We start from the raw sequence: 19,345 nt of genomic DNA on the forward strand, positions 1-19,345 counted from the left end.
TGCGCGATCGTTCTGGCGCCGGCTCCATCCAGGCTCCGGTAAAAGTCACCATGACCCCGGCCACCGGGGGGGTCGCGAGGCGCAAGGGTCGCCTTCGGTCTATTGCGATCGCATCGGAGTTCTCTGCATCCGTCCGGAGTTGCCGGTCGTACGCCGCAAGTAAGTCGTACGCCGCAAGTAACTAGGCCGTCGTCAGATTCCTTCGACCCTCCACGACACGACGTCCATGTCTCGAAATACTGTTGTTATTCGAGACATTCGGCAGCGCAGATCTAACTTCATGCACAGCCCCTAGTCGAGGCCCTGTGCATGAGCATCAGCCTTGGTCTGTGACGTTGTCATCATCTTCATATCGAAACTCGTATTTGAGGTCCCTAATCATCTTTCTGGAAAGGAACCAGGCGAGGACAGCGGCGATCCCAGCTAATCCCGCCCACCACAGCCGCTCAACCGTGGGATCCAGTAGGGCGAAAAAAATGAAAAGGACAGCAGCAGCCGTGAACACGATCGCTTGCGCGGTCCAATAAATGGTGCCCCGTTTGACTGTCGGATGAACCCAATCGGTTGTCCATCCTTTGAAGCGGTGGTCCATACGTCCCCCTGTTTGGGCTTGGCGCTGATCACGGCGGTTCTCTTGTCCCTCGGAGTTTGGATAGAGCGCATAATCCTTGGACCGCCGACGCTCCTTTGCCTTGTCGACCAGGTGGGTCACTGCGACCAGGGCAGCACAGAGAATAATTACCGCAAAGACGATCACGTTGATCAGGAAAAGCACGTCGTCTGGGATCCCGCTCGTGTTGATACGGGCGAAGTTCATAGAGTGATCGAACCCTAAACTCCCTTACGCCACAAGACTCGGGATGGAACAGCTGCCTGAGCACAGAACCAGCACCACCAACATCAGTTCGAGAACTGGCATTGAAGCGTCACTCACGGGAGCGAACTAAACTCAGGGCGGTCGCTCAGGTCAGTACGTCTTCCTGGAAAAGCACCTAGCCGGATTCAGAAAGTACGTTGACTCAACAGAGCACACCGCCGGGGCCCAGCCTCGTAGCCCGATGAGGTTTCCCCTTACAGGGTGCAGGGTGACAAATATATCGGTGCCAAAAGACCGCCATTTATCGGTGCCAGTCACAGCCAAAAATGGCCTCACCCTGTCTCGGGTCGACGTCTCTTAACCCTCGCGTTGCGGGACAAACTCCGTGCACCCAAGACCGCCGCGAGATGCGCCGGCCATTTCCGGTCATCCTCACCCGCCAACACGCCATGGCCGTTGAAGATCAGGCTCAGGTAGTCACCCGATAGCCGCGCGTTCAGACACGGACCGGCCATGACGGATCAACCAAACCAAGGGTGCCCGGAAGAAGAGTCCGGATCCCACACACCTGCACTCTGCCGCCGGGTCAGATGCCCCAGCGCAGATGCCCCAGAAACATTCCCGCTGAACCCGGAGCGTCCACCGACACCGATGCTCCACGAGCAAAGTCATGTCGGCTGAAACGAGAACTTCATGAAGTGGTGAACGCAGAGCAGGTCGACAAGCCGTCCGTGCACAAGCGTGTGCACAATGTGCACACACCCTTGCCCGGACAAACTCGCGATCAGCGCCTCTGCCTGGTTCGCAGCAAGCAGCTATCCGAGGAAGATCCTCAAGGAAAAGTCGGCTTCGTCATGTCGTCACCACAACTCCTGGCCATGAATGAGTGACGGCCAACAACTGGCCACCGGAAACACAAAAGGGACAACCCATGAACCCAGATTCCAGCAGGCGCAGGGGCCACCAGCCAGGGCTCTGATCGCGCCACCCACATAACTTAACAGGCGACCGCGGCGCCAGGCACAGACGGCGGCCAGGGGCAATGTCAACACGTTAAAGCAAAAACCCCTCTGAAGAGGGGTCATGCGTGCCCGAGGTGGGACTCGAACTGCATTCCAGCCCCCGCAAACACTGGGAACTCCAGAAAACGTCGCCAATACGAGCCAAACCGGCACCAGTTCGTCCCAGTCATTGGCGAAGGGGTGTTGACATTGTCAACACCCCTTCCTGCGAGATCTTGAGCAACTCCATTCAACTGTACGGGCATGGATTCCGATGCATGCCCAGCGGTAGACGACCTCCGGACCTGGCAGAGCCCAACAGGTCAAGCGCCCGATGCGAGCCGGGCTCTGGACCGCGCAGTGAAACCCTTGGGTAAACGGTCCAGAGCGGCAACCGCAGTTTTTTCCTGCACGTGTCGCGGCGGGGCTACATGGGCCCCTACGCGCACCCCCAACTAACCCAGTAGTCGACTCATGACGAAGTTTGCGGCTATGGCTGTCCTGTCCGGCGGCCTGCTCGCGGGGAGGATCAGCGGTCGAGATCCGAAACCTCTAATCAATACCAAGTCGGATTTATCCTCCTGCGATTCGATGCACAGAGACCATTCACAATCCCATAGAGTTCTTCAATGACCACAGAAAGCCTGTCAACGGCGACTCACGAACTTGCGTCGCAGAGGGCGCTCTGGCGTGGGCAGGCCGGTTCGATCCCTGGCCTCCTCGGTGGAAAAGGTGTATGGGTCCCGCTTGTTCTACAACTCATAGAGCAGGTCGGTGAGAAACACGCGCTTGACCTGAACGCAAAACCTGAGCTGACATTCAACACCGTCGACTTACAGGCCCGCCACGTTGGCGCACCTCCGAAGACGGACGTCGCCACGTGGCGCGAATACTACGGCTTCCTTCGAGGTCTTGGGCTGGTCGAGAACACTGGAGCCGGACTCGAGCTCGCCGCGAAGGGGTTGGAGCTCGAGTCCGATCCAACGCCCGAACGTCTCGCCATTATCTTTGCTGATCGGATTCGACTGTTCTCAGAGGTGCTGTCCGTAGTCGCCGACGAGCCACGCACAGTCGACGATGTCGATGAGCGGATTCGGGAGCTTTACAGGACCTCGTGGCAAAGCAACGGCGGCACTCGGAGTCGAATGGATTGGCAAGAGGTACTTGGCCTAATCGAACCTGTGGGAAGCCGGCGATGGCAGATCACTACTCGGGGACGCTCATTGCTTGAGGGCCGCTTGATCGTGACGCCCGAGGCCTTTGATGAAGAGCAAGAGCCGGTCGTCGAGATTACAGATCCGCCTGCTGAGATCGCCGCACTGCTCGCTGAATTCTCCACATCAGCCCGTACCCATGAATCGCGCAGCACCTACAACATCTGGGTTCCGAGTCCGCCATCGAGTCCCAACAAGGTAGCGAATCTCAGAACGATCATAAACGCAGCGTTGGAGAAAATAGGGCGAGAAGAACTGTTCGCGTTTATCTGCCAGACCTTCAGCCTGAGGAGGAGCAGCGTGGAGTCCATGCTGCCATTCATGCGCGCTTCAGGGATTCTTGTGGAGGTAGGTCGGGGAGTTTTTGAGGCAACGCCGGCAGCAAGAGCTTGGATTGAGTCAGGAGACGACCTGAACTTCGTCCGAATCCTCCACGCGAACATGCGGTTCGTTGGTGAGATGATCCGCGCTGTTGAGAACGATGTCACACGGAATGGAGTATATTCCGAGGCGGCGTTGTTCGGACTCAACATAGATAAGTGCCGGTGGATTGCCAGTTTTCTGCTTAACACCGAGTTAATCGAAGAGTCGCGATACGGAAGCCTTAGAGCGACGCCACGTGGGAATGCGTTCCTGGCAGAACTGCCTCTCGCGGAAGTGCCCGCTGCCCGAGTGGAAATCGGCGGTCCTGCCCAGGTTGCTAGGCAGGTGAACGAAGTGAGGTCACTTGGCCTGAACGGTGACCTGGCCAGACTCTCACGAGAACCACTTGCGTCGGGACAAGCGTCGGGCCGAGCGTTCGAGAATGCCGTGCGTGACGTCTTTCTTGCGATGGGGTTCGAGGCTCGTGTGATCAGTGGGTCTGGTGACACCGATGTCCTCGTTCGCTGGTGCAGTGCTGATGGTTCGCGAATGACGGCGATAGTTGAAGCAAAAGCGCGATCAGTGGGTCATGTCGCACACACGGACATCAGCGATGTGGCGATTGAGACGCACAAAAATCGTCATCATGCGAGTTTTGTCGCGATTGTGGGTCCCGCCTTCAGCGGTGACACGATCAAGAACATGGCCTCCCAGAGGGAGTGGGTGCTACTGGAAGCTGAGCGACTCGGGAATCTTGCCGACACCTCGATTGCTCTGGGACTTCGACCATTCGAGATTGGGCAACTGTTCCTTGCGCCTAATGGACTCTCCGAACTCGACGACCTGCTCGCGGCGCGCCAAAGAGAGCTGAATATCGTGACATTTGTGCTCGCCAAACTATTTGAGGAGGAGCGCGAGGCCGGAGAGGCGCTTTCCGCGCGTGATATTTCTCGGGATGGACGTAAGACTGAACTAGCTCCTAGCGTCGAAGAAATCGTTGTTGCGATCGAAACCATGTCGCAACTGCAAATTGACGCGCTGCGGATGGTCGAGACAGCAGACGATCCAAAATTCGCAACGTACGTTCTCGGTAACGCGTCAGCCGCGACGCGCCGACTCCGCGGACTCGCCGACGCGATAGAACGTCGGGACAGTGATGCAGTTACATGATTTTGGCACTCGAAACTTAGTGACTCAGACGGCTCTCGGTGAGGACTCCCAGACAAGGAAAGAAGATGTCGAATGAGCGGACTCAGCGTAGCTAACAAGACGTACCTCGAAGCCCTTCTCGGCATGACGAGTGGATACGTCCTTGACTTCTCGAATGCCTCGTTCGCGAATTTCTTTCGTGAACTCAACATCGATATCTACGACGCTGAACGCTACCCCGGATTCGGCGATTCAAAGGCAAATAGGGTCCGTGCTCTCTGGAAGAGCGGATCCGACATAGAGGTTGCCACATCCCTGCATGCACTCGCCGAGTACCTCGATGCCAAGAAAGCAGCAGCTGCTTTGGGAGCCGACATCACTGATGAGCAGGTTGTACGAATACATGACATCGCGCGCAGCTTGAGCAGCACGCGGGCGGAAGATGCGAAGACCCCGTTAGCTGGTGGCGTACACGCTAGCTTCACTACGGAGGCGACAGTCGCGGCCAATAAGATTCAGATCGAGATCCACGAGGACATCTACAACCATATTGACCAGTATCTAGTCAACGGCGATTACTTTCACGCGGTTGAGGAGTCGTACAAGCTCGTGCGAGAAAAGCTCCGCGAGAAGACTGGTAGCGAGAAGGCCACGGATGCATTTGCAGCGTCGAACCAGGAGAAGATTTTTGGTCATGCTAGCCGCAACCCCGCCGAGAAGGACTTCTACGATGGAGTTAAGTATCTGAACATGTCGATTCAATTCCTGCGTAACGAGAAAGCCCACACTCCCGCAACGCCGCTTGAGTCGAACCTCGCTCTGCACTACATCTCGCTCGCAAGTCTCGCCTACGATCTGATCACGCGCTACGTGAGCGATGAAGTGATTGCGGAGGTCGAAGGTATTATCCACGCCAAGCGACGCAGCCTCTCAGCCTCTGCTTTTTATCGAGTATTTGAAGGTGGACAATGGCTCGATAGCATCAGCCTGCCAGAGGAATTGAAGTCGTCCTCGGTGCGCCGGGTGCTCAAGGAAAAATGGCTTGCGGAGGCTGATTTCACCCGTAGCTACGACCATAGCAACGTCATGCTGATGAGGCTCGAAGCTATTGCTGAAGAACTAACCAAAGCTGATCTCGATGATCTTATCGAGCGTCCAACGCTGGACACCTACGGTAATGATCAGGAAGCAGGCATGTTGCCATTTATGGAATACATGCGTGCGAAGCACCCGGACAAGCTGTCCTCGAAAGTGGAGCGCTGGATCGAGGACAAGCTTCGCGAACATGCGCAGCGATGAAGGCACGCCATCGTCGTCTTCGGTAGTATCCGGGCCGAAGGGCCTGCGATGTCTCGAGCTGATCTTCCAGAGCGTGTTGCCGCGTGCCCAAGCTTGCGATTTACGATGTGGACGGAACCGTAACAGCGCGACGACAGTCCCCAGTCATGTCAAGGTAAAACGAAGCAAGCCCTGCAGAAAAATCCGCGGGTCGCGCGGACTGTCTAGGTCCGTGACGTAAGCGTCCCGGAGTGCCACGCAGCCAGCGGCACAAAGATCACGGCTTCCGACGAGGCTGCTCGGCAGTCATCATCGCCTCTCGCGGGACTTAGGTGGAGACCTGGAGCGAGAGCCCGATGCTGAGTCGGGTGGGGCCAATAGATTCTACGGCGGTAGCGTACAGATCAGGCCGGAGGAGCAGGTCGGTCCCCACGATCGCAGGTTCAAGCGGTTCGTAGTTTCCGTCGTGGATGGGAAAAGAACTCCATTGTCGGCAAACGAGGGCTGGGCCGGTGCCGTCGATCAGCATCAGTCGGTTCGACGGCGACTCTGGAGAGAGCTCAAGGAGCGCACTGAGCTCGATGTGCGGGGCGAGGAGGAACGGGTGGAGCCCGGGGGCCGTATCAGGGTGAGGGATGCCGTGCGTGGAATCGAAGTCAAGAAGCGCAACCAGGGGTCTTGCAAGGGCAGAGAGGTTGGCGTGTGCCTGGGCTCGGTGAAGCGCTGGTTCAAGTTCTGTGGCTCGATGGGTCCAGATAGTCGGGATCGATCCGGCGAACGGCAGGTCCGGTCGGCGAGGGTCTCCGTTGGTCACTTCGAGACCGGTAGAGATGATGTAACGACGGGCAGGCCGGTCGGGATGTTTGGTGGCATACGTGCGTTGTCGTTCGATGAGGCCGAGTTGCACCCAGTTTTCGTAGGGGGCTTCAGTGCAGCGGGGCAGTTCATTTGAGGAGAGTTCATTTTGCCGTTGAAGGACGACAGCTTGTGGTGGTGGCCATGTGTACGCGCTGTCGTTGAGCCACGGAACCGCTGGAAGTGTCCACGAGAGCGCGGCGGGCCGTGTTGGTGGGCGTGGGACGCGTGCGGCTTCGCTTCGAATTGCCCAGGCGGCCGTTGAAGCAAGTTTTCGCGTTGCAGCTTGCTCGAATGGGATTGCTTCGACGAGGTGGCCTTCCATCGCCATGGCGGTGCGGATGCCGGCGGCCGCTTCTTGGAGGCTCGTTTCGAGCGCCTCTTGGTATGCGTAGTAGGCCTGGGGCCGGTGGAGTTCCCGGGCGTCGAGATGCTTGATTTGATTTTTGACTCGGTCGGTAACCTCATCACACATACCGGCGAAGCGGGCCTCGACTGCGTCGCGCAGGCCAGGTGGCCGTTGTGCTAGTTCGAGACGTTCCCCAAGATATTCATTTACGGCCTCTTTCGCGAACTCCCGGGCGTTCTCGTTCATGCCTCCTCCATCGCTTTGTTGATGGCGCGACGCACTGCACCATCAGGGTTTGTCGCCGGAGGGTTTGGGACGGGGAGACCATGGTATTTAAGGATTTGACCGGCGAGGGCGCGCACTGACAGGCGGTTCGTCGTTGCAAGTCCGGTCAGTTTGTCTGCGAGGGCGTCGGTGAGGCGTCCGTACGGCAGGTGATCGCGGATGGTTTCGAGGACCCAGGTTATGCGGCCGGCGTCGAGGTCGGCCTGGAGTACTGGAATTACAGCTGTTTGGGCGAGCTGTGGTCGGCAGGCGATAAGCAGTGTGAGGGCGAGGAGCGCGGTGCGGATGTCTTCTGTCTTAGGTTGGCAGAGCGTTGCTATGGCGAGGGAGGTGAGTGCTTCGTTCAACTCGTTGTGGCGGTCTGGCGTTGGGGTCGGGGTGTAACTGGGGCCGGCTCTTCTTACGGTTCCGGGTAGTCGTCGTTCGAAGATTTCGAAGGCGGCCTTCCAGATCTGAACTGCGGTGCCGGAGGCGCCTTGTGCGGGTGCCGCTGCAAACGCTGCGACTACGGCTTGAGTAACGCCGAAGAGTCCGTAGTGTTCGGTTGCGATGTTGTAGGCGATGGCGGCTGCGAGGGTGTCGTCGGCGGTGTCCGGGTGGAGGGATCGGGCTTGTGTCCAGAGTTCGATGCGTTCGCGTCCGGCGAAGGCTTGCCACCCACCCCCGCCTCTGATGCGCGTGTACGCGAGGACGTAAGCGTAGCTGGCGACTTGGTCGAGTTCGGGAATTGTGCCGTCGCAGCGTTGGGCGAGTCCGTCGGCGAGGGTGGCAAACAGCTCGTCGGCAGTCATAATGCGCAGTTCGCGGGCTACAGCGTCGAGGACATTCTTACCACCTTCGGCGCCGTCAGTGCTGGTGGCTTCGAGGATGCGCCAGCCGATGGTGCTGGCGAGAGTGTCAAGGTTGTATCTGATGGTGTTCTGGTCCGGTCGAAACCCCTTGTCTTGGTAGTCGCGTACGGCAAGTGCGGCACCTTTCGCCCCGGGGCTGAACGTGGGGCGTTGCGATGCTTCAAGTAGTTCGAGCAACGATTCGGGGCCGCCGTGAGCTCGATCAGGTGAGTTCTTCCCAGTGTCGTTCTGTTCGTCGCGAGGTTCGCGCGGTGTGAAGGCGGGGCCACCGAGGGCCTGGATGGCGGCGACGAGGTCAGGTGGCGCTGTTCCGCTTGGTAGGTCGCGGGCGTACATGAGAGCTTGGTTGTCGTAGCTAGCTGCGACCTGGTTCGCGAAGACAGCGAGGGCTACGTCGCCTTGGGCGCAGAAGCCGGTTTCGGCTCTGAGACGATCGAGCAGGGCCAGGTCTGTGGCCGGATGTCGCCAGCCGGGTCCGACGGTCAGGCGGAGCGCCGCGAGCGCGATAGGGTCCGCCGCGTCGGTGAGCGTTTCCAGTAGTTCGATGTGGGTGGTGTTCGCGAGGTAGTCCTCGTATCCGTACTCGCGGATGAGGATGCTCGCAGAGCTGGTCGCTGCTGCGATTGGATCGAGGCTAGCGGCTTGTCGCCACCAACTGGCTGGGGCCTGGTTGGTTCCGCGTCCATCGGTGTGGGCAGCAGCGAGGTAGGCGGCGTCTTGGACACGTCCGAGCGCTGCACGCGCTTGGTCGAGGTCGGTAGCCGCGATGTCTTCGATTGCTTCGATGAACTCATAGATGGTCGCGTCTTTGTGTCCGCCGTAAGCGCATAGTAGAGCTGCGGCTCGCCTCCAGCAGGCGTCAGCTTCGGCCTGGTCGCCGGCATCGAGGCAGATGCGCGCGGTTGCTGTCTCGAAGTCGGCCGTGACCGAGTACATAGTGTTGGCGTCGTAGCGGTTGGCCCTGATGGCGGGCATCAGTTTGTGGATGGGTTCGATACCGATGCGGCGGGCTGCTCGGCCGAGGATGGCAAGAAGGTCATTGGTTGCAAGTGGTCCTCCTTCAGCCATACCCATGGTGGACGCGGTTGTGTTCTCGCCGATTGTGGTGAGGTGGGCGAGTACCTCGTCAAGGTCGTGGGGTTGGACGACGAGTAGGGCTCGTTCGACGACTTCGTGGATGAGGTGGCGGATGGACCAGAGGTCGACGGCACGGGGGGTGCCGGTGAAGTGATCAGCTTGGATTGCGAGTTGTTCGAGGGCGACTCTGACAGTGGTTGACGCGGCGTCAAGTGTTGTCGCGGCATTGGCGGTGTCCTCGTTGAGGCCGACAGTTGCAACGGCGAAGCGGAGCCAGGCGCGGTAGAACCCAGCACCGCTGATGTCGCTACTGATGATGAGGGCAAGGCTGGGGTCAGTGGCGTGTGCGAGGCGTAGAAGGTCGAGCCATCGGCGAACGTGTTCCGGGCGTTCTGCCATGAGGTCGTTGAGCAGGGCCCGGGTGGCGGCGTGCAGCTCGGCTCTTAGGTCGGACAGGGCCAGCAGCGTGAGAAGTTCCTCTGCAGCAACGCCATGGTCTAGGTATTCGGTGATGTATGCCCCCGGGGCTCGGGCGGCAGCTTCACGGGCGAGCTCGGCTGCGTCTGGGAGGTTATGAGGCCCTGTGGCAGCGAGGTCGGCAAGGGTGATGAGTACAGTGGCCGCGTTCATCTCATCTGTCATCTCGCGCGCTGTATCAAGAAGGTCTTCGACAGGGACGGCAGCGGCAAACACTTCGACGAGCTGGTAGAGAGGTGGTTGGCTGTCGTGATCGTCGAAGTACTTGGCGAGCTTGGACCGGTCGATGCTGCGGCCTGCGGCGAAGCGCTGGCGGAGGTCGCCGAGCTGTTCGGAGACCCGCAAGCGGGCGTCGCTGTCTGCGCCGTAGTGGGTGTTGTCAGTTTTGACTTCCCGTCTACGGGCGGACAGGTAGGCCTCCCAGGGTGCCGGGACACCCGCTCGGTCGACCGCTTCGCACAGGCTGAGGCCCCAGCGGGCTGGGAACGTGGTGCGGCCCTCGTAGACGAGACGTTCAGCGACGGTGTCGGCTCCGAGGATGCTGACGACGACATCAGCGTACTCAACAAGGGTGTCAGGGAGCGATTCATTTTCGTAGACCCCGACGGCGCGAAGTGCTTCGACACAGGTGATTAACGCCTTCCAGTCGCGACGGCTCTGAGCTTCAACGGCGACAGTTGCGAGCACATGCTTAATGGATTCTGGGGGTTGCAGTTGGGCAACTGAGTTACTGACGAAGTCGGAGTCAATGAGGGCGATGAGCTCGTCGTACTTGCCCAGTTCGGCAAGGAGCTGGGGCAGGTTACGGAAGGATCGGGTGTCCTTGAAAAATCCTCGACCTCGGAGCCAGTCGGCTGCGCTCTGTCGAATGTGGTTGCACCATCGTTCGGGTTTATCGCGGCGTGTGAAACGGCTGAGGCTTTCGTGGTGGACTTTTAGACCTCCGGCTCCTGGGAGCGACACGAGGACGGGCGCGAGAGTTGCGATTGCTCCGTCCAAGAGGGGTTCGAAGGCGGGGAGAACTTGGCCCAGTTCGTCCTTGGTGAGCGCGAAGTCGCAGATGGCCAATGCGCCGACCGCTTGGAGTTCGCCATCGGTGAGGCTATTGAGGAGGTGCTGGTAGTAGGTGTCTAGATCGTTGGCAGTGTCGGGTACTTGCTGGATACGTTCGATGACTTCTGCCACGGTGGCGGGCGCCGACGGCGATTGGCCGAGAGACGATGTGCCGGTTGCATGGCGGCAGAGGTAGGTGGCATATAGCGCGTTCCCGCTGGAGCGGGCGTCGAGGAGGCTGACGATGGTCTCCCGGTCGCTGTCCGTGATGGGGGCACCGGTTCCAGGTTCCTTGAGTACCTCGTGCCGGTCGGCGAGGGAGGTGAGTTCGTCGGTTGACATGCGGGGCACTTGAAGTGGCGTGCCATGGTCGGGATTGGCGTCAACAAGGTGCATTCCCGGTTGGCTGGCCACGAGAAGGCAGGTGCCTTCGGGTAGGTCGACGCTCGCGAGCTGGTTGACCACTGCTCGCGAAGGGTCTGCAGCCCTTCCACCGATGTTGCGTCCGCGTACTCGGTCGATGTGGTCAAGCCCGTCGACGATCAGAAGAATTTGCTTACCCGGGTGCTTTCCACGGCAGTCGTGCAGAGCCTTAGCGAGAGTGTCGGCGGTAGCCGCGAATCGGGGGCGGATACCGGCTACGGCGTCAGGAGCTTGGAGTTCGAGCTGGTTGAGGAGGCTACCGATGACGACTTCGACTAGAACTCGTTGGCTGCGGTCGGAATCGGTTTCGCCGAGCCAGCAGTGATGACGAGCCACAATCCAGTCGCTGGCCTGGTAAGCGTCGGCGACCTGCTGACTGAGCCAGGATTTGCCAGCGCCTGGCTCACCGACGAGAACCACACGGCCACCTTTTTGCGCCGCGCTATCGACGTGGTTCTTGAGTGTGGCGAGCGTTCCTTCACGGGCAACTGCGAGAACGGATTCAACGGGACTTCCATCGCGGACAGCTCCGAAGTCAGTTGTCAGACGTACTTCGGCGGCAATTGAGGCGCGAGTGACGTAGCCGTTGGTGGCTCGAGCTTTAGTGGCCGCATGGACCAGTGTGAGCGCGATTTCCTCGGGCGACCTATTGACGTTCGGCGGCCGACCGGCGCCGAGTTCCACTGCGACTCGTTGAGCGAGAGCAGCCTCGGCTGGACCTGGGTCGCGGAAGCTGAGGGAGGCGGCAGGTGCACCTATGTCGACGATGAGCCGATCACAGGCGAGGCGGACATCTTGCTTAGTAAGTCCCGACAGCAAGGTCTTCCACGGCTTCGCCTGGTCGAGCTGATCTGGGGCGAACTTGTATCGCCGGGTCGTAACGCCGGGAAGTGGGTCGCCGAGGTCCTCAGACGCGTCCACGGCGACGAGAACGCCTGCGAGGTCGGCGTCGGGTTGCCCGTCTCGTACGACCACTCGATATGTGGTGTCCGGATTTGAGTCGAGATCTGTAAGCAACGAATGCAGGATTAAGTCGAGGCGCAGGTGACGACCGTCGGCGGTAAAGGTGCTTTGGGACAGGTCGCGGTCGAGCGTCGTGTGCTTGATTTGGAGCCGGACGCGGCGGCCGTCGGTGTAGGCGATAGTGATGTCGTCGAAGCGGTCACCGTCGAAATCTTTCAGGTCGACCTTAACCGAGACAGCCGTGCCGAGGAGGAGATCGACGAACGCATTACCGGTGACGATGTCCTGGTATGCATAGCCATGGTGACCCGGACGCAGGTTCATTGCGCATCTCCGTTCCGAGCGTCGAACTTTCTCTTAACCACGACCAACTCTACGGTGCCGGCCACGCGATACATGGCTTGACTGCTGCAACGGATCCGCGTTTGGCGGGGCACCGGCATACCGGATCAATGCGATCCAATGCCACTCAAAATGCACGAGAAAAGCACCAAGTACCCAACCCTTGAAGGGCGTAATAGTCATCTCGCGTGCCTCATCAAGGATCAGCACCCTGCATTGTGCCCCCGAGTGCATGCCGCAGGTCGCCCTTGTGGCTCGAGCGGGAGCGGCCCACCGGACCGCGGACGCCGAAGCGTGTTCCAGCTCACCCGCCAGGGATTCGGGTGAGTCTAGAAGAGAACATCTAGTCCGATAAGTGCAGAGGATGCTGCGCGATCCAGAGCTCATTGCCAGAGAGGCGGAGCCTGTCGAAAGCGACGAATTCCGAAAAGTCAAGCTTTGTCAACAGCAAAAAGACAAAAGCCCGCTGACCTGCGGAAACACTGTGCCCGAGGTGGGACTCGAACTACATTCCAGGCCTTGGAAACACTGGGAACCCCAGAAAACATACCGACTCCGGGTCAGCCCGAAGGATCTACGGGCCGATCCGAAGCCAAATGTGTTGACGCTGTCAACACCCCGTACGCCTCTCACGGATACCCGTCAGGACACCTTGGCATCACCCTCTACGTGACAGCAGGACAACCCCTCGCCCAAGATCAAAAGATCGCCCTCGAACTCGACACCGATGCCGTGCGCACAGAAAGCTGATACGTCGGCTACACCCCAGGGATCGCGAGATAGCTCTCGGGCCCGTCGACGCCCAGCAAGTCGTGGTGGAACATAGAGGCACAAGTGGAGCTGACGCAGCTGCTCGCCCGTGTGGACAGCATTCGGCGCGTTGATCAGGTCCAGATTCGGGTGCTCGGTGATCTCCTCACGGTCGCGTCCTTGAGCTTCGTGCAGAGCTTGATCTCGACGGAGGCGGTTGGCTCAGCGATGGCGCAGTTGGCGAGCCCCCATCTGGTCAGCGCGGCGATCTGGTTGGCCGTGTTGGCGAAGTCATTGAGCTGGCCTTCGAACGAGCCGCACGGCGTTGTCACGCCGCAAATTGGGTTGAGCGCGGGAATATCGCTTTTCTGTTTATCAAAAATTGCACCCGCTAATCGTTGCCGGAATGTTTGGTTTTAGGGCGCCATATATTCTTAAACTAAAACAAGAGACTCCAAATATATAAACTATAACGAGAGGAGTGAGTTATTGCCGCGCCACCACTCATGCGCCTAATACTCAGGGTTTTGCACATGGTCTTTTGCCTCAGGAAAACCCGGTATCTTTCCTATGGTGAAATGGGGACGAGATAAGAAGCGGGCAACAGGAAATGCGACAGGCAACCCGAACACAGTGCCCGAACCTGCGCCGGCGGAAGTAGAAACCGAAGAACACGACCCCCGGGGCATGTCACCTGATGAACTGAGGGTCCTATGGCGCGAGTCCCCCGACTACATCGCCTTCAAGAAGGTTCGTTGGAGGGGGCTCATCATTTCGCTGATCGCCGCAGTTCTTGTGGGGATAGGCGCTTGGTTTCTAAGTGACGTTTTCGACGGCGGATACGAGAGCAGGATTGACCCTCAGTCCAAAATCGTAGTGGCCATTGGTATGGCCTTCGCTTTGCTCTATGCGTACGTGGCAATGGCATTACTGATGGAGCAGCGGGCCAGGCGACGGTTCAATGACCGCGTTCGCTTTGGTCTCGTCGAGAACCTCCAGCGCAGAGAACGAAAGCTTGCTGAAGAAGCGAAAAATGGGCAGCTTGATCTGGCTTCTCTCTGGGCAGCAAATCAGGAACGCATCGACACCTATCACGAGATTGCTACGAGCCAGGCGGACAGTAGCTTCAAGGTAGGCCAATGGGCGATGATCTCAGGTTTTGGGGTCGTGGTTGTTCTCGGCTTTGTAGCAGCCTTTGCCAAGGACGGAACCGCTTCAATTGCTGCCAGTGTTGCGGGGGTGGCCGGCGCGGCACTATCTGCATACATCGGTTCGACCTTTATGAAAGCACAGACCGAAGCGTCCAAGCAGTTGAGCCAGTTCTTTCTCCAGCCGGTTGAGTTCGCACGGCTACTCGGTGCCGAGCGGCTCCTCGAAATGCTCGACAAATCTGAGCGGACGGTCGCGGTCCAACGGGTCATCGAGACCATAATGATCGCTCCGGGCCATGTCAGCGCGGCGAAGAAGGAGACCAAAGGCGACGACGCCAGCTAGTCCGAAGTTCGGACCCTAAACTCTGACCTCCGAGGATTCGCCACAGCTTCATAGATCGCCGCCAACACATCTGGCGCATCGTCGTGCTTGTTAAAGGAGAGCGCTGGAGTCCAAGAATACGTCTTCGTCCCCGGCTTGAACGGCCCGGTGTACGCGATCGAGGTTACGCAGCGTGAGCCGGACATACTCGGGGACATCAACTAGAAGTTTCTCAAACTCAGCAGGTAGGTCGAAAGTGCCACTAGGGAAGCCCGGAGGGGAGATTGGAATCGATTGCCGATCAATGATCAGCTGCTGATTGATGCCAACGTGCAGCGGAGAGGGACCACGCTGCTCCAGCGCCGCGATGTACGTGCGGATATCTGGCTCTGCATATCGTACGGGGTCGTAATCCAACGCGAAACGGATCGGAGGACCTGAGCTTTCACCAATCGTGTTGAGGCTGAGCCCTTCGCCCTTTTGCCCCACTACAGCCAGAGAGAGACGCATGATTACTGGTGTAATGTTGCGGTGTTTGTTCGCGTTGGAGAGATAGCTAATGGCCAGAGCCGATAGGTTTGCGGGAATGTCGACCAAGCCATCTGAATAATCGGGCTGGGCTTGCTCGATGACCCGTGCAAAGCGGTGGTCAAGCCGCTCTACGAATTTCCGAAGAGGCTCCCGCTTACCACCTGAAATCTTCCGATGATAGTCGCTTTCAAGAGGAAACTGAACAAAGACACCTTTTCGATCGAGCCCGTAATGATTCCAGATTGAGTCCACCGCCATGTCAAGGCAAGAACGCGCGTTGGTGACGATGTCTCCTATAAGAAAATTCACATCCTCGGCCAGCTCCGGACGATTGGAGACATCGACTACGAATTCAATATGCGCCTTCGAAGAAGCGGACTCATCAATAGTTGCTTTCAGGGGTGCAGTTCTTGGCAAGTCAATCAGTGGTCCGCACAGCGCCCGCACGTAGCCGGCCTGTTTCTCTACCCAACCGAGACGCTTCCAGGAGTCGTGAAAAATCGAGTGCTGTTCCTCGGATTCACTGAGCATTAGCGGCGCCGATTACTGTCACTGCACGAACGCGTCGGGCTTCCAAAGCTACCTTGGACGGCTGCCACTTTCCGTGAGCTGAGACCGTCCTTCTTCGGGAGATGAAGTCCACCCCAGGACGAACGCGTTTGATGCTCTCGTGGTCTTTCAGGCTGTCAAGGCTCATCTCAAAGTCCCAAGAGCAAGATTCGTAACGGCCGAGAGTGAAGGGAATATCCGGAGAGGCTGCCCCGTCCGGGGCCTCAAACAGTGATTCAATGCCTCCCCCACCATGAATGGCCGGGATGCGGTCTATCCTCGTGCCGCGATCAACCAGCCAGAAGGCAGCCGTGATTTGGGTCGACTGGTTGCCAGTGTTGAAAACCTCGGTATTGAAGGATGCTCTCTGCCCATCTGCCGTGCTGCGTCCGCCCAGCCACTGTTTCCCGGACACTTTGATGACCGGGCGATCCCAGCGCCAAGAACGAGAGATCGTCCACCCGACCGATAGCAGCGAGACCACAAGTGCGGTGGTAGCGAGGATGTCGGAATAGCTCATCTTGTTAGTATGCCAAGTGGAGAGGGTGACCTTCGCCTTAACCTGATGTTGTGGATCCCGCGTCGAACGCTGGGCGAAGGGTTGGCTGAGTGCGCCTCACCGCTTTGAGGGCTTGGAGTGCCACTTGACGACCGACTTCCGGACGCGAGTAATCAGCGCTTCCGAGGGACGCTGACGAGAACGTCAGCGGCTTGGGCTTCATCCAGCACCCACCGTTGGTGCTTCGGGTGTTCCGGGTACTTTCTACGCATCGGTCACGCTGTCAGTCCCGTCGGGTGTGACATTCCTGAGAACGCAACGAGGATGCGCATGTCGGTATAGCCCTGAGTTTCGATGTACTCGTTCATCTTCTCGGACCAGTGCCCCGGCAACGCAAGCTGTGGACCACGGGGGGAAGTGCCCGCGCTTATGTTTCTAGATGTCCTGCGACTTCCCGAGCACCAAGCGGTTCCATCTGCTGGTGTTTCCGACCGGCGGCGGGCCAAGGACGCGGATCGCTTTCTTATACCAGCGGTTACTGAGGTAGAAGACAGCGGCGATGAGGACAAGGAAGATGGCCAGGATGATCAGGGGCTGATCCTTTGCGGCCTGATAGTCGTGGTATGCGGGCTGGCCGTAGGCCAGTTCCCGGGAAATCAAAGGGCGAGTCACATCCAGAAAGTAGTAGAGCACCTGGATGAACGGGAACAGCAGCAGAACGAGCGGCGGAAGCACCATGGCGAAGTACTTGAGCCAGAGTTTCCCGCATCGTTTGTTCCAGTCGGCCAGCTGTTGCTTCTGGTCAGCGTCCATCGTCTGCGCCATGCTCTCCCCCAATGAATTCCTGCCTTCTGGGCACAGTCTACGGTGCCAGCGGCGTGCGCTGTCCGACGGTGGGTGTGCTTGAACTCAGCTTCATTCCCTCAGTCGACGAGCAAGTTGGCCGTGAGCTCTGCGGTTGGAAGAAGGTCGGCAAGGAAGTGGGACAGCCAAGTGGGCGGCGGTAGGAACAGCGCGTCAGAGCGATACTGACGCGAAGCGTGCCTCTGCTGTCATTTTCAGAAGGCGTCTGCACCGTGTATGTCAAAAGTCCTCTGCACGGATGTTCTGTGTTCGAAGGCGGAACCCTCTTGGGGGCTGCCGGGATACCCAGTAGCCCTTTTCATTATGGGCGTGCAACGGGAGTGTCACTCGATAGTCTGGCACCATGCCCATTCAGACACGCAGCGCCACGCGCTCTCCTGTAATCGCGGCTTGCGTCGTCCTTCTGGGCTTGTTTGTCCTTTGGGTAGCGCAGCCTGTTTTGCCTAGTTGGGGATGTGCGGTCAGCCTTTCGGCGATGTGCCCGCCGCACTTGCTGCCTGTTCGTGCGTCGCTAATTAGTGCGGGCATCCTCGTGGCACTGCTCGCGACTGTCATCATCGGACTATTGCTTCGGCCGTCCCGGGCAAGCACCTGGCTGGGCGGCATGTACCGAAGCGTCGTCCTCGCCGTGCCTGTGATTCTGGTCCTGACAGTCGTCGCGCACTTCGTGATACCGCAGCCCTGAGTCGATCCTGCCGATCGCGGCTTGCTGTTGCAGACGTCGAAAACGCCTGGTTGCAAGCCGGTGCACCCCACGAACCCTCTACGGAACGTGCGCTGTGGCCCGAGCCGGTATCCGCCTTCATCGGAGTGCATGCCGGCTCCTGCTGCGCTCTAGACCTGCCATGGCTGGTACTTAGGATTTTCCATTTGATGCGGTCGTTACACTTTGGGAGCTGCCGGACATTAACAGGGTATGAGCCAGCAAATAACCCGGGGGGAACGTGATGATGTGGAGCGCGAGAAGAGATTTTTAGCCGTTCACGCGGCTGGCCACGACCGCATTTATTGCTATTTTCGGCGTCGAACCGACAACGCGGCGACAGCTGAAGACCTCTGCGCCGAGGTATTCAGGATTGCCTGGGAAAAGACCGGCGAAGGCACGAGCATCTCGGTGATGGTTCTCTTCGGCGTCGCAAAGAACGTCCTCCGCAACCATGTCCGTTCGTCCGTGCGCTCCCAAAGCCTCTTGTCTGCCATCCAGCAGGAGCGACAAAGCGATTCCATCACCACGGAATCTCCGATCCATGATGCACTCACCCGGCTCAGCCCGGACGACCAGGAGGTGCTCCTCTTAACCTACTGGGACGGTCTAACCTCCGGGGAGGTATCCGACCTTCTAAACACCAGCGCTACCGCCGTCAGGATGCGCCTTCATCGGGCACGAAAAACCTTAGGCCAATTGATGCAGACCACACACGCTGAGCCAGAAGGAGCAGACAGATGAACACGGATAACCAGTCCCGAAATATAGAAGGTCTGCTGGCGTCCTCGGACCCCGCAGCAGAGGTTACCGAGCTCGAACTGATCCGTAGTCGGAACCGGTCGCTTTCCGTCATGGGAACGAACGCCCAACTTCTTTCACACGCCAACACTGCCGCGCCTTCTCGTTCACGCCATCGCACACGGCTCTGGATGGGTACAGGAGCCTTGGCCGGCGTCGGTCTTCTAGCTGGCGCCTCGATGCTGATGACCGCACTGGCCCCGACACCGCCGGACAGATTCCTGGACGCGACCAGGATCATCCCCAACCTGTCCGAACCTCAAAAGGAAACGGACAAAATCCCATCCACTGTGAACCCCGAGCTTGTCAGCAGCGTATTCGACGGTTCGGTGCAAAAGGACATCGACCCAGCAACGACACGACGCGTCGGAAACAGCGCGACTCTGACTTACTACGCCGCACCCGCTGGAAATGACATGATTTGCATCATCACCGTAACAACCTCCACAGGCACCAGCGACGGCCTCGGATGCGTCAAGCTGAGCAACTTTGAAACCTCCGGAATGAAGGTGGAAATTGCGGACGGGACTGAGGCGGGTTGGCTGATGGTCCCCGCAGCCGTGGAAAAGAATCTTGAGTCAGTCAAGAACGAACCTGGCTGGACTAAGCAGGCACCGAACTTCCTGGTCCGGGATAACCGGCAGCAATGACACCCGCAGCAGCAGGACAACCATGCTG

The 19,345-nt window shown here is 58.8% G+C and carries 13 protein-coding genes; 6 read left to right on the plus strand and 7 right to left on the minus strand.

Annotated features, from left to right (window positions below):
* Window positions 1-316 precede the first annotated feature (316 nt).
* Window positions 317-817: a hypothetical protein gene (locus tag RW112_RS11995; RefSeq protein ID WP_317781952.1), complete on the minus strand. Its 501-nt coding sequence runs from the start codon at window positions 815-817 to the stop codon at window positions 317-319.
* Window positions 818-2,447: 1,630 nt separating this feature from the next.
* Between RW112_RS11995 and RW112_RS12000 the strand changes: the two genes are divergently transcribed.
* A complete protein-coding gene (locus RW112_RS12000) occupies window positions 2,448-4,565 on the plus strand; it encodes a restriction endonuclease (RefSeq protein ID WP_317781953.1) in 2,118 nt (705 codons plus the stop codon).
* Window positions 4,566-4,637: 72 nt separating this feature from the next.
* Window positions 4,638-5,843: a TIGR02391 family protein gene (locus RW112_RS12005; RefSeq protein ID WP_317781954.1), complete on the plus strand. Its 1,206-nt coding sequence runs from the start codon at window positions 4,638-4,640 to the stop codon at window positions 5,841-5,843.
* Window positions 5,844-6,150: 307 nt separating this feature from the next.
* Here RW112_RS12005 and RW112_RS12010 read toward each other — a convergent pair whose 3' ends face one another.
* From RW112_RS12010 to RW112_RS12020, 3 genes are all read right to left on the minus strand, one after another.
* A complete protein-coding gene (locus tag RW112_RS12010) occupies window positions 6,151-7,272 on the minus strand; it encodes a hypothetical protein (RefSeq protein ID WP_317781955.1) in 1,122 nt (373 codons plus the stop codon).
* Complete coding sequence (locus tag RW112_RS12015; protein WP_317781956.1) at window positions 7,269-12,479, minus strand: ATP-binding protein; 5,211 nt, start codon at window positions 12,477-12,479, stop codon at window positions 7,269-7,271. Before RW112_RS12015 ends, RW112_RS12010 begins: the two co-directional genes overlap by 4 nt.
* 902 nt (window positions 12,480-13,381) lie before the next feature.
* Window positions 13,382-13,579 carry a hypothetical protein gene (locus RW112_RS12020; RefSeq protein WP_317781957.1) on the minus strand — a complete coding sequence of 66 codons (198 nt, stop codon included), beginning with the start codon at window positions 13,577-13,579 and terminating at the stop codon, window positions 13,382-13,384.
* Between the two features lie 238 nt (window positions 13,580-13,817).
* Here RW112_RS12020 and RW112_RS12025 point away from each other — a divergent pair, with 238 nt between their 5' ends.
* Entirely contained in the window at window positions 13,818-14,741 is a 924-nt protein-coding gene (locus tag RW112_RS12025) for a hypothetical protein (RefSeq protein WP_317781958.1), read from the plus strand.
* A 90-nt stretch (window positions 14,742-14,831) separates the two neighbouring features.
* Here the strand turns inward: RW112_RS12025 and RW112_RS12030 are convergent, their stop codons facing one another.
* From RW112_RS12030 to RW112_RS12040, 3 genes are all read right to left on the minus strand, one after another.
* Window positions 14,832-15,782, minus strand: a complete 951-nt coding sequence (locus tag RW112_RS12030) for a hypothetical protein (protein ID WP_317781959.1) — start codon at window positions 15,780-15,782, stop codon at window positions 14,832-14,834.
* Window positions 15,772-16,320, minus strand: a complete 549-nt coding sequence (locus tag RW112_RS12035; protein ID WP_317781960.1) for a hypothetical protein — start codon at window positions 16,318-16,320, stop codon at window positions 15,772-15,774. Before RW112_RS12035 ends, RW112_RS12030 begins: the two co-directional genes overlap by 11 nt.
* A gap of 414 nt (window positions 16,321-16,734) precedes the next feature.
* Window positions 16,735-17,124, minus strand: a complete 390-nt coding sequence (locus RW112_RS12040; protein WP_317781961.1) for a hypothetical protein — start codon at window positions 17,122-17,124, stop codon at window positions 16,735-16,737.
* A 571-nt stretch (window positions 17,125-17,695) separates the two neighbouring features.
* Between RW112_RS12040 and RW112_RS12045 the strand changes: the two genes are divergently transcribed.
* From RW112_RS12045 to RW112_RS12055, 3 genes are all read left to right on the plus strand, one after another.
* Window positions 17,696-17,848: a hypothetical protein gene (locus RW112_RS12045; RefSeq protein ID WP_317781962.1), complete on the plus strand. Its 153-nt coding sequence runs from the start codon at window positions 17,696-17,698 to the stop codon at window positions 17,846-17,848.
* Between the two features lie 231 nt (window positions 17,849-18,079).
* Window positions 18,080-18,610 (plus strand): sigma-70 family RNA polymerase sigma factor, encoded by a 531-nt coding sequence (locus RW112_RS12050; protein ID WP_317781963.1) that lies wholly within the window; start codon window positions 18,080-18,082, stop codon window positions 18,608-18,610.
* Complete coding sequence (locus RW112_RS12055; protein ID WP_317781964.1) at window positions 18,607-19,317, plus strand: hypothetical protein; 711 nt, start codon at window positions 18,607-18,609, stop codon at window positions 19,315-19,317. Before RW112_RS12050 ends, RW112_RS12055 begins: the two co-directional genes overlap by 4 nt.
* Window positions 19,318-19,345 lie beyond the last annotated feature (28 nt).

The organism is Arthrobacter sp. B10-11 (assembly GCF_033142195.1).
GTDB classification, from domain to species: domain Bacteria; phylum Actinomycetota; class Actinomycetes; order Actinomycetales; family Micrococcaceae; genus Arthrobacter; species Arthrobacter oryzae_C.

What these genes read in the sequence shown, in the direction of transcription:
- RW112_RS12015 (WP_317781956.1), bottom strand. Translation starts at nt 12,479, where the DNA reads ATGAACCTGCGTCCGGGTCACCATGGCTATGCATACCAGGACATCGTC.
- RW112_RS12025 (WP_317781958.1), top strand. Translation starts at nt 13,818, where the DNA reads ATGGTGAAATGGGGACGAGATAAGAAGCGGGCAACAGGAAATGCGACA.
- RW112_RS12040 (WP_317781961.1), bottom strand. Translation starts at nt 17,124, where the DNA reads ATGGCGCAGACGATGGACGCTGACCAGAAGCAACAGCTGGCCGACTGG.
- RW112_RS12050 (WP_317781963.1), top strand. Translation starts at nt 18,080, where the DNA reads ATGAGCCAGCAAATAACCCGGGGGGAACGTGATGATGTGGAGCGCGAG.
- RW112_RS12055 (WP_317781964.1), top strand. Translation starts at nt 18,607, where the DNA reads ATGAACACGGATAACCAGTCCCGAAATATAGAAGGTCTGCTGGCGTCC.
- RW112_RS12010 (WP_317781955.1), bottom strand. Translation starts at nt 7,272, where the DNA reads ATGAACGAGAACGCCCGGGAGTTCGCGAAAGAGGCCGTAAATGAATAT.
- RW112_RS12030 (WP_317781959.1), bottom strand. Translation starts at nt 15,782, where the DNA reads ATGCTCAGTGAATCCGAGGAACAGCACTCGATTTTTCACGACTCCTGG.
- RW112_RS11995 (WP_317781952.1), bottom strand. Translation starts at nt 817, where the DNA reads ATGAACTTCGCCCGTATCAACACGAGCGGGATCCCAGACGACGTGCTT.
- RW112_RS12035 (WP_317781960.1), bottom strand. Translation starts at nt 16,320, where the DNA reads ATGAGCTATTCCGACATCCTCGCTACCACCGCACTTGTGGTCTCGCTG.
- RW112_RS12000 (WP_317781953.1), top strand. Translation starts at nt 2,448, where the DNA reads ATGACCACAGAAAGCCTGTCAACGGCGACTCACGAACTTGCGTCGCAG.
- RW112_RS12005 (WP_317781954.1), top strand. Translation starts at nt 4,638, where the DNA reads ATGAGCGGACTCAGCGTAGCTAACAAGACGTACCTCGAAGCCCTTCTC.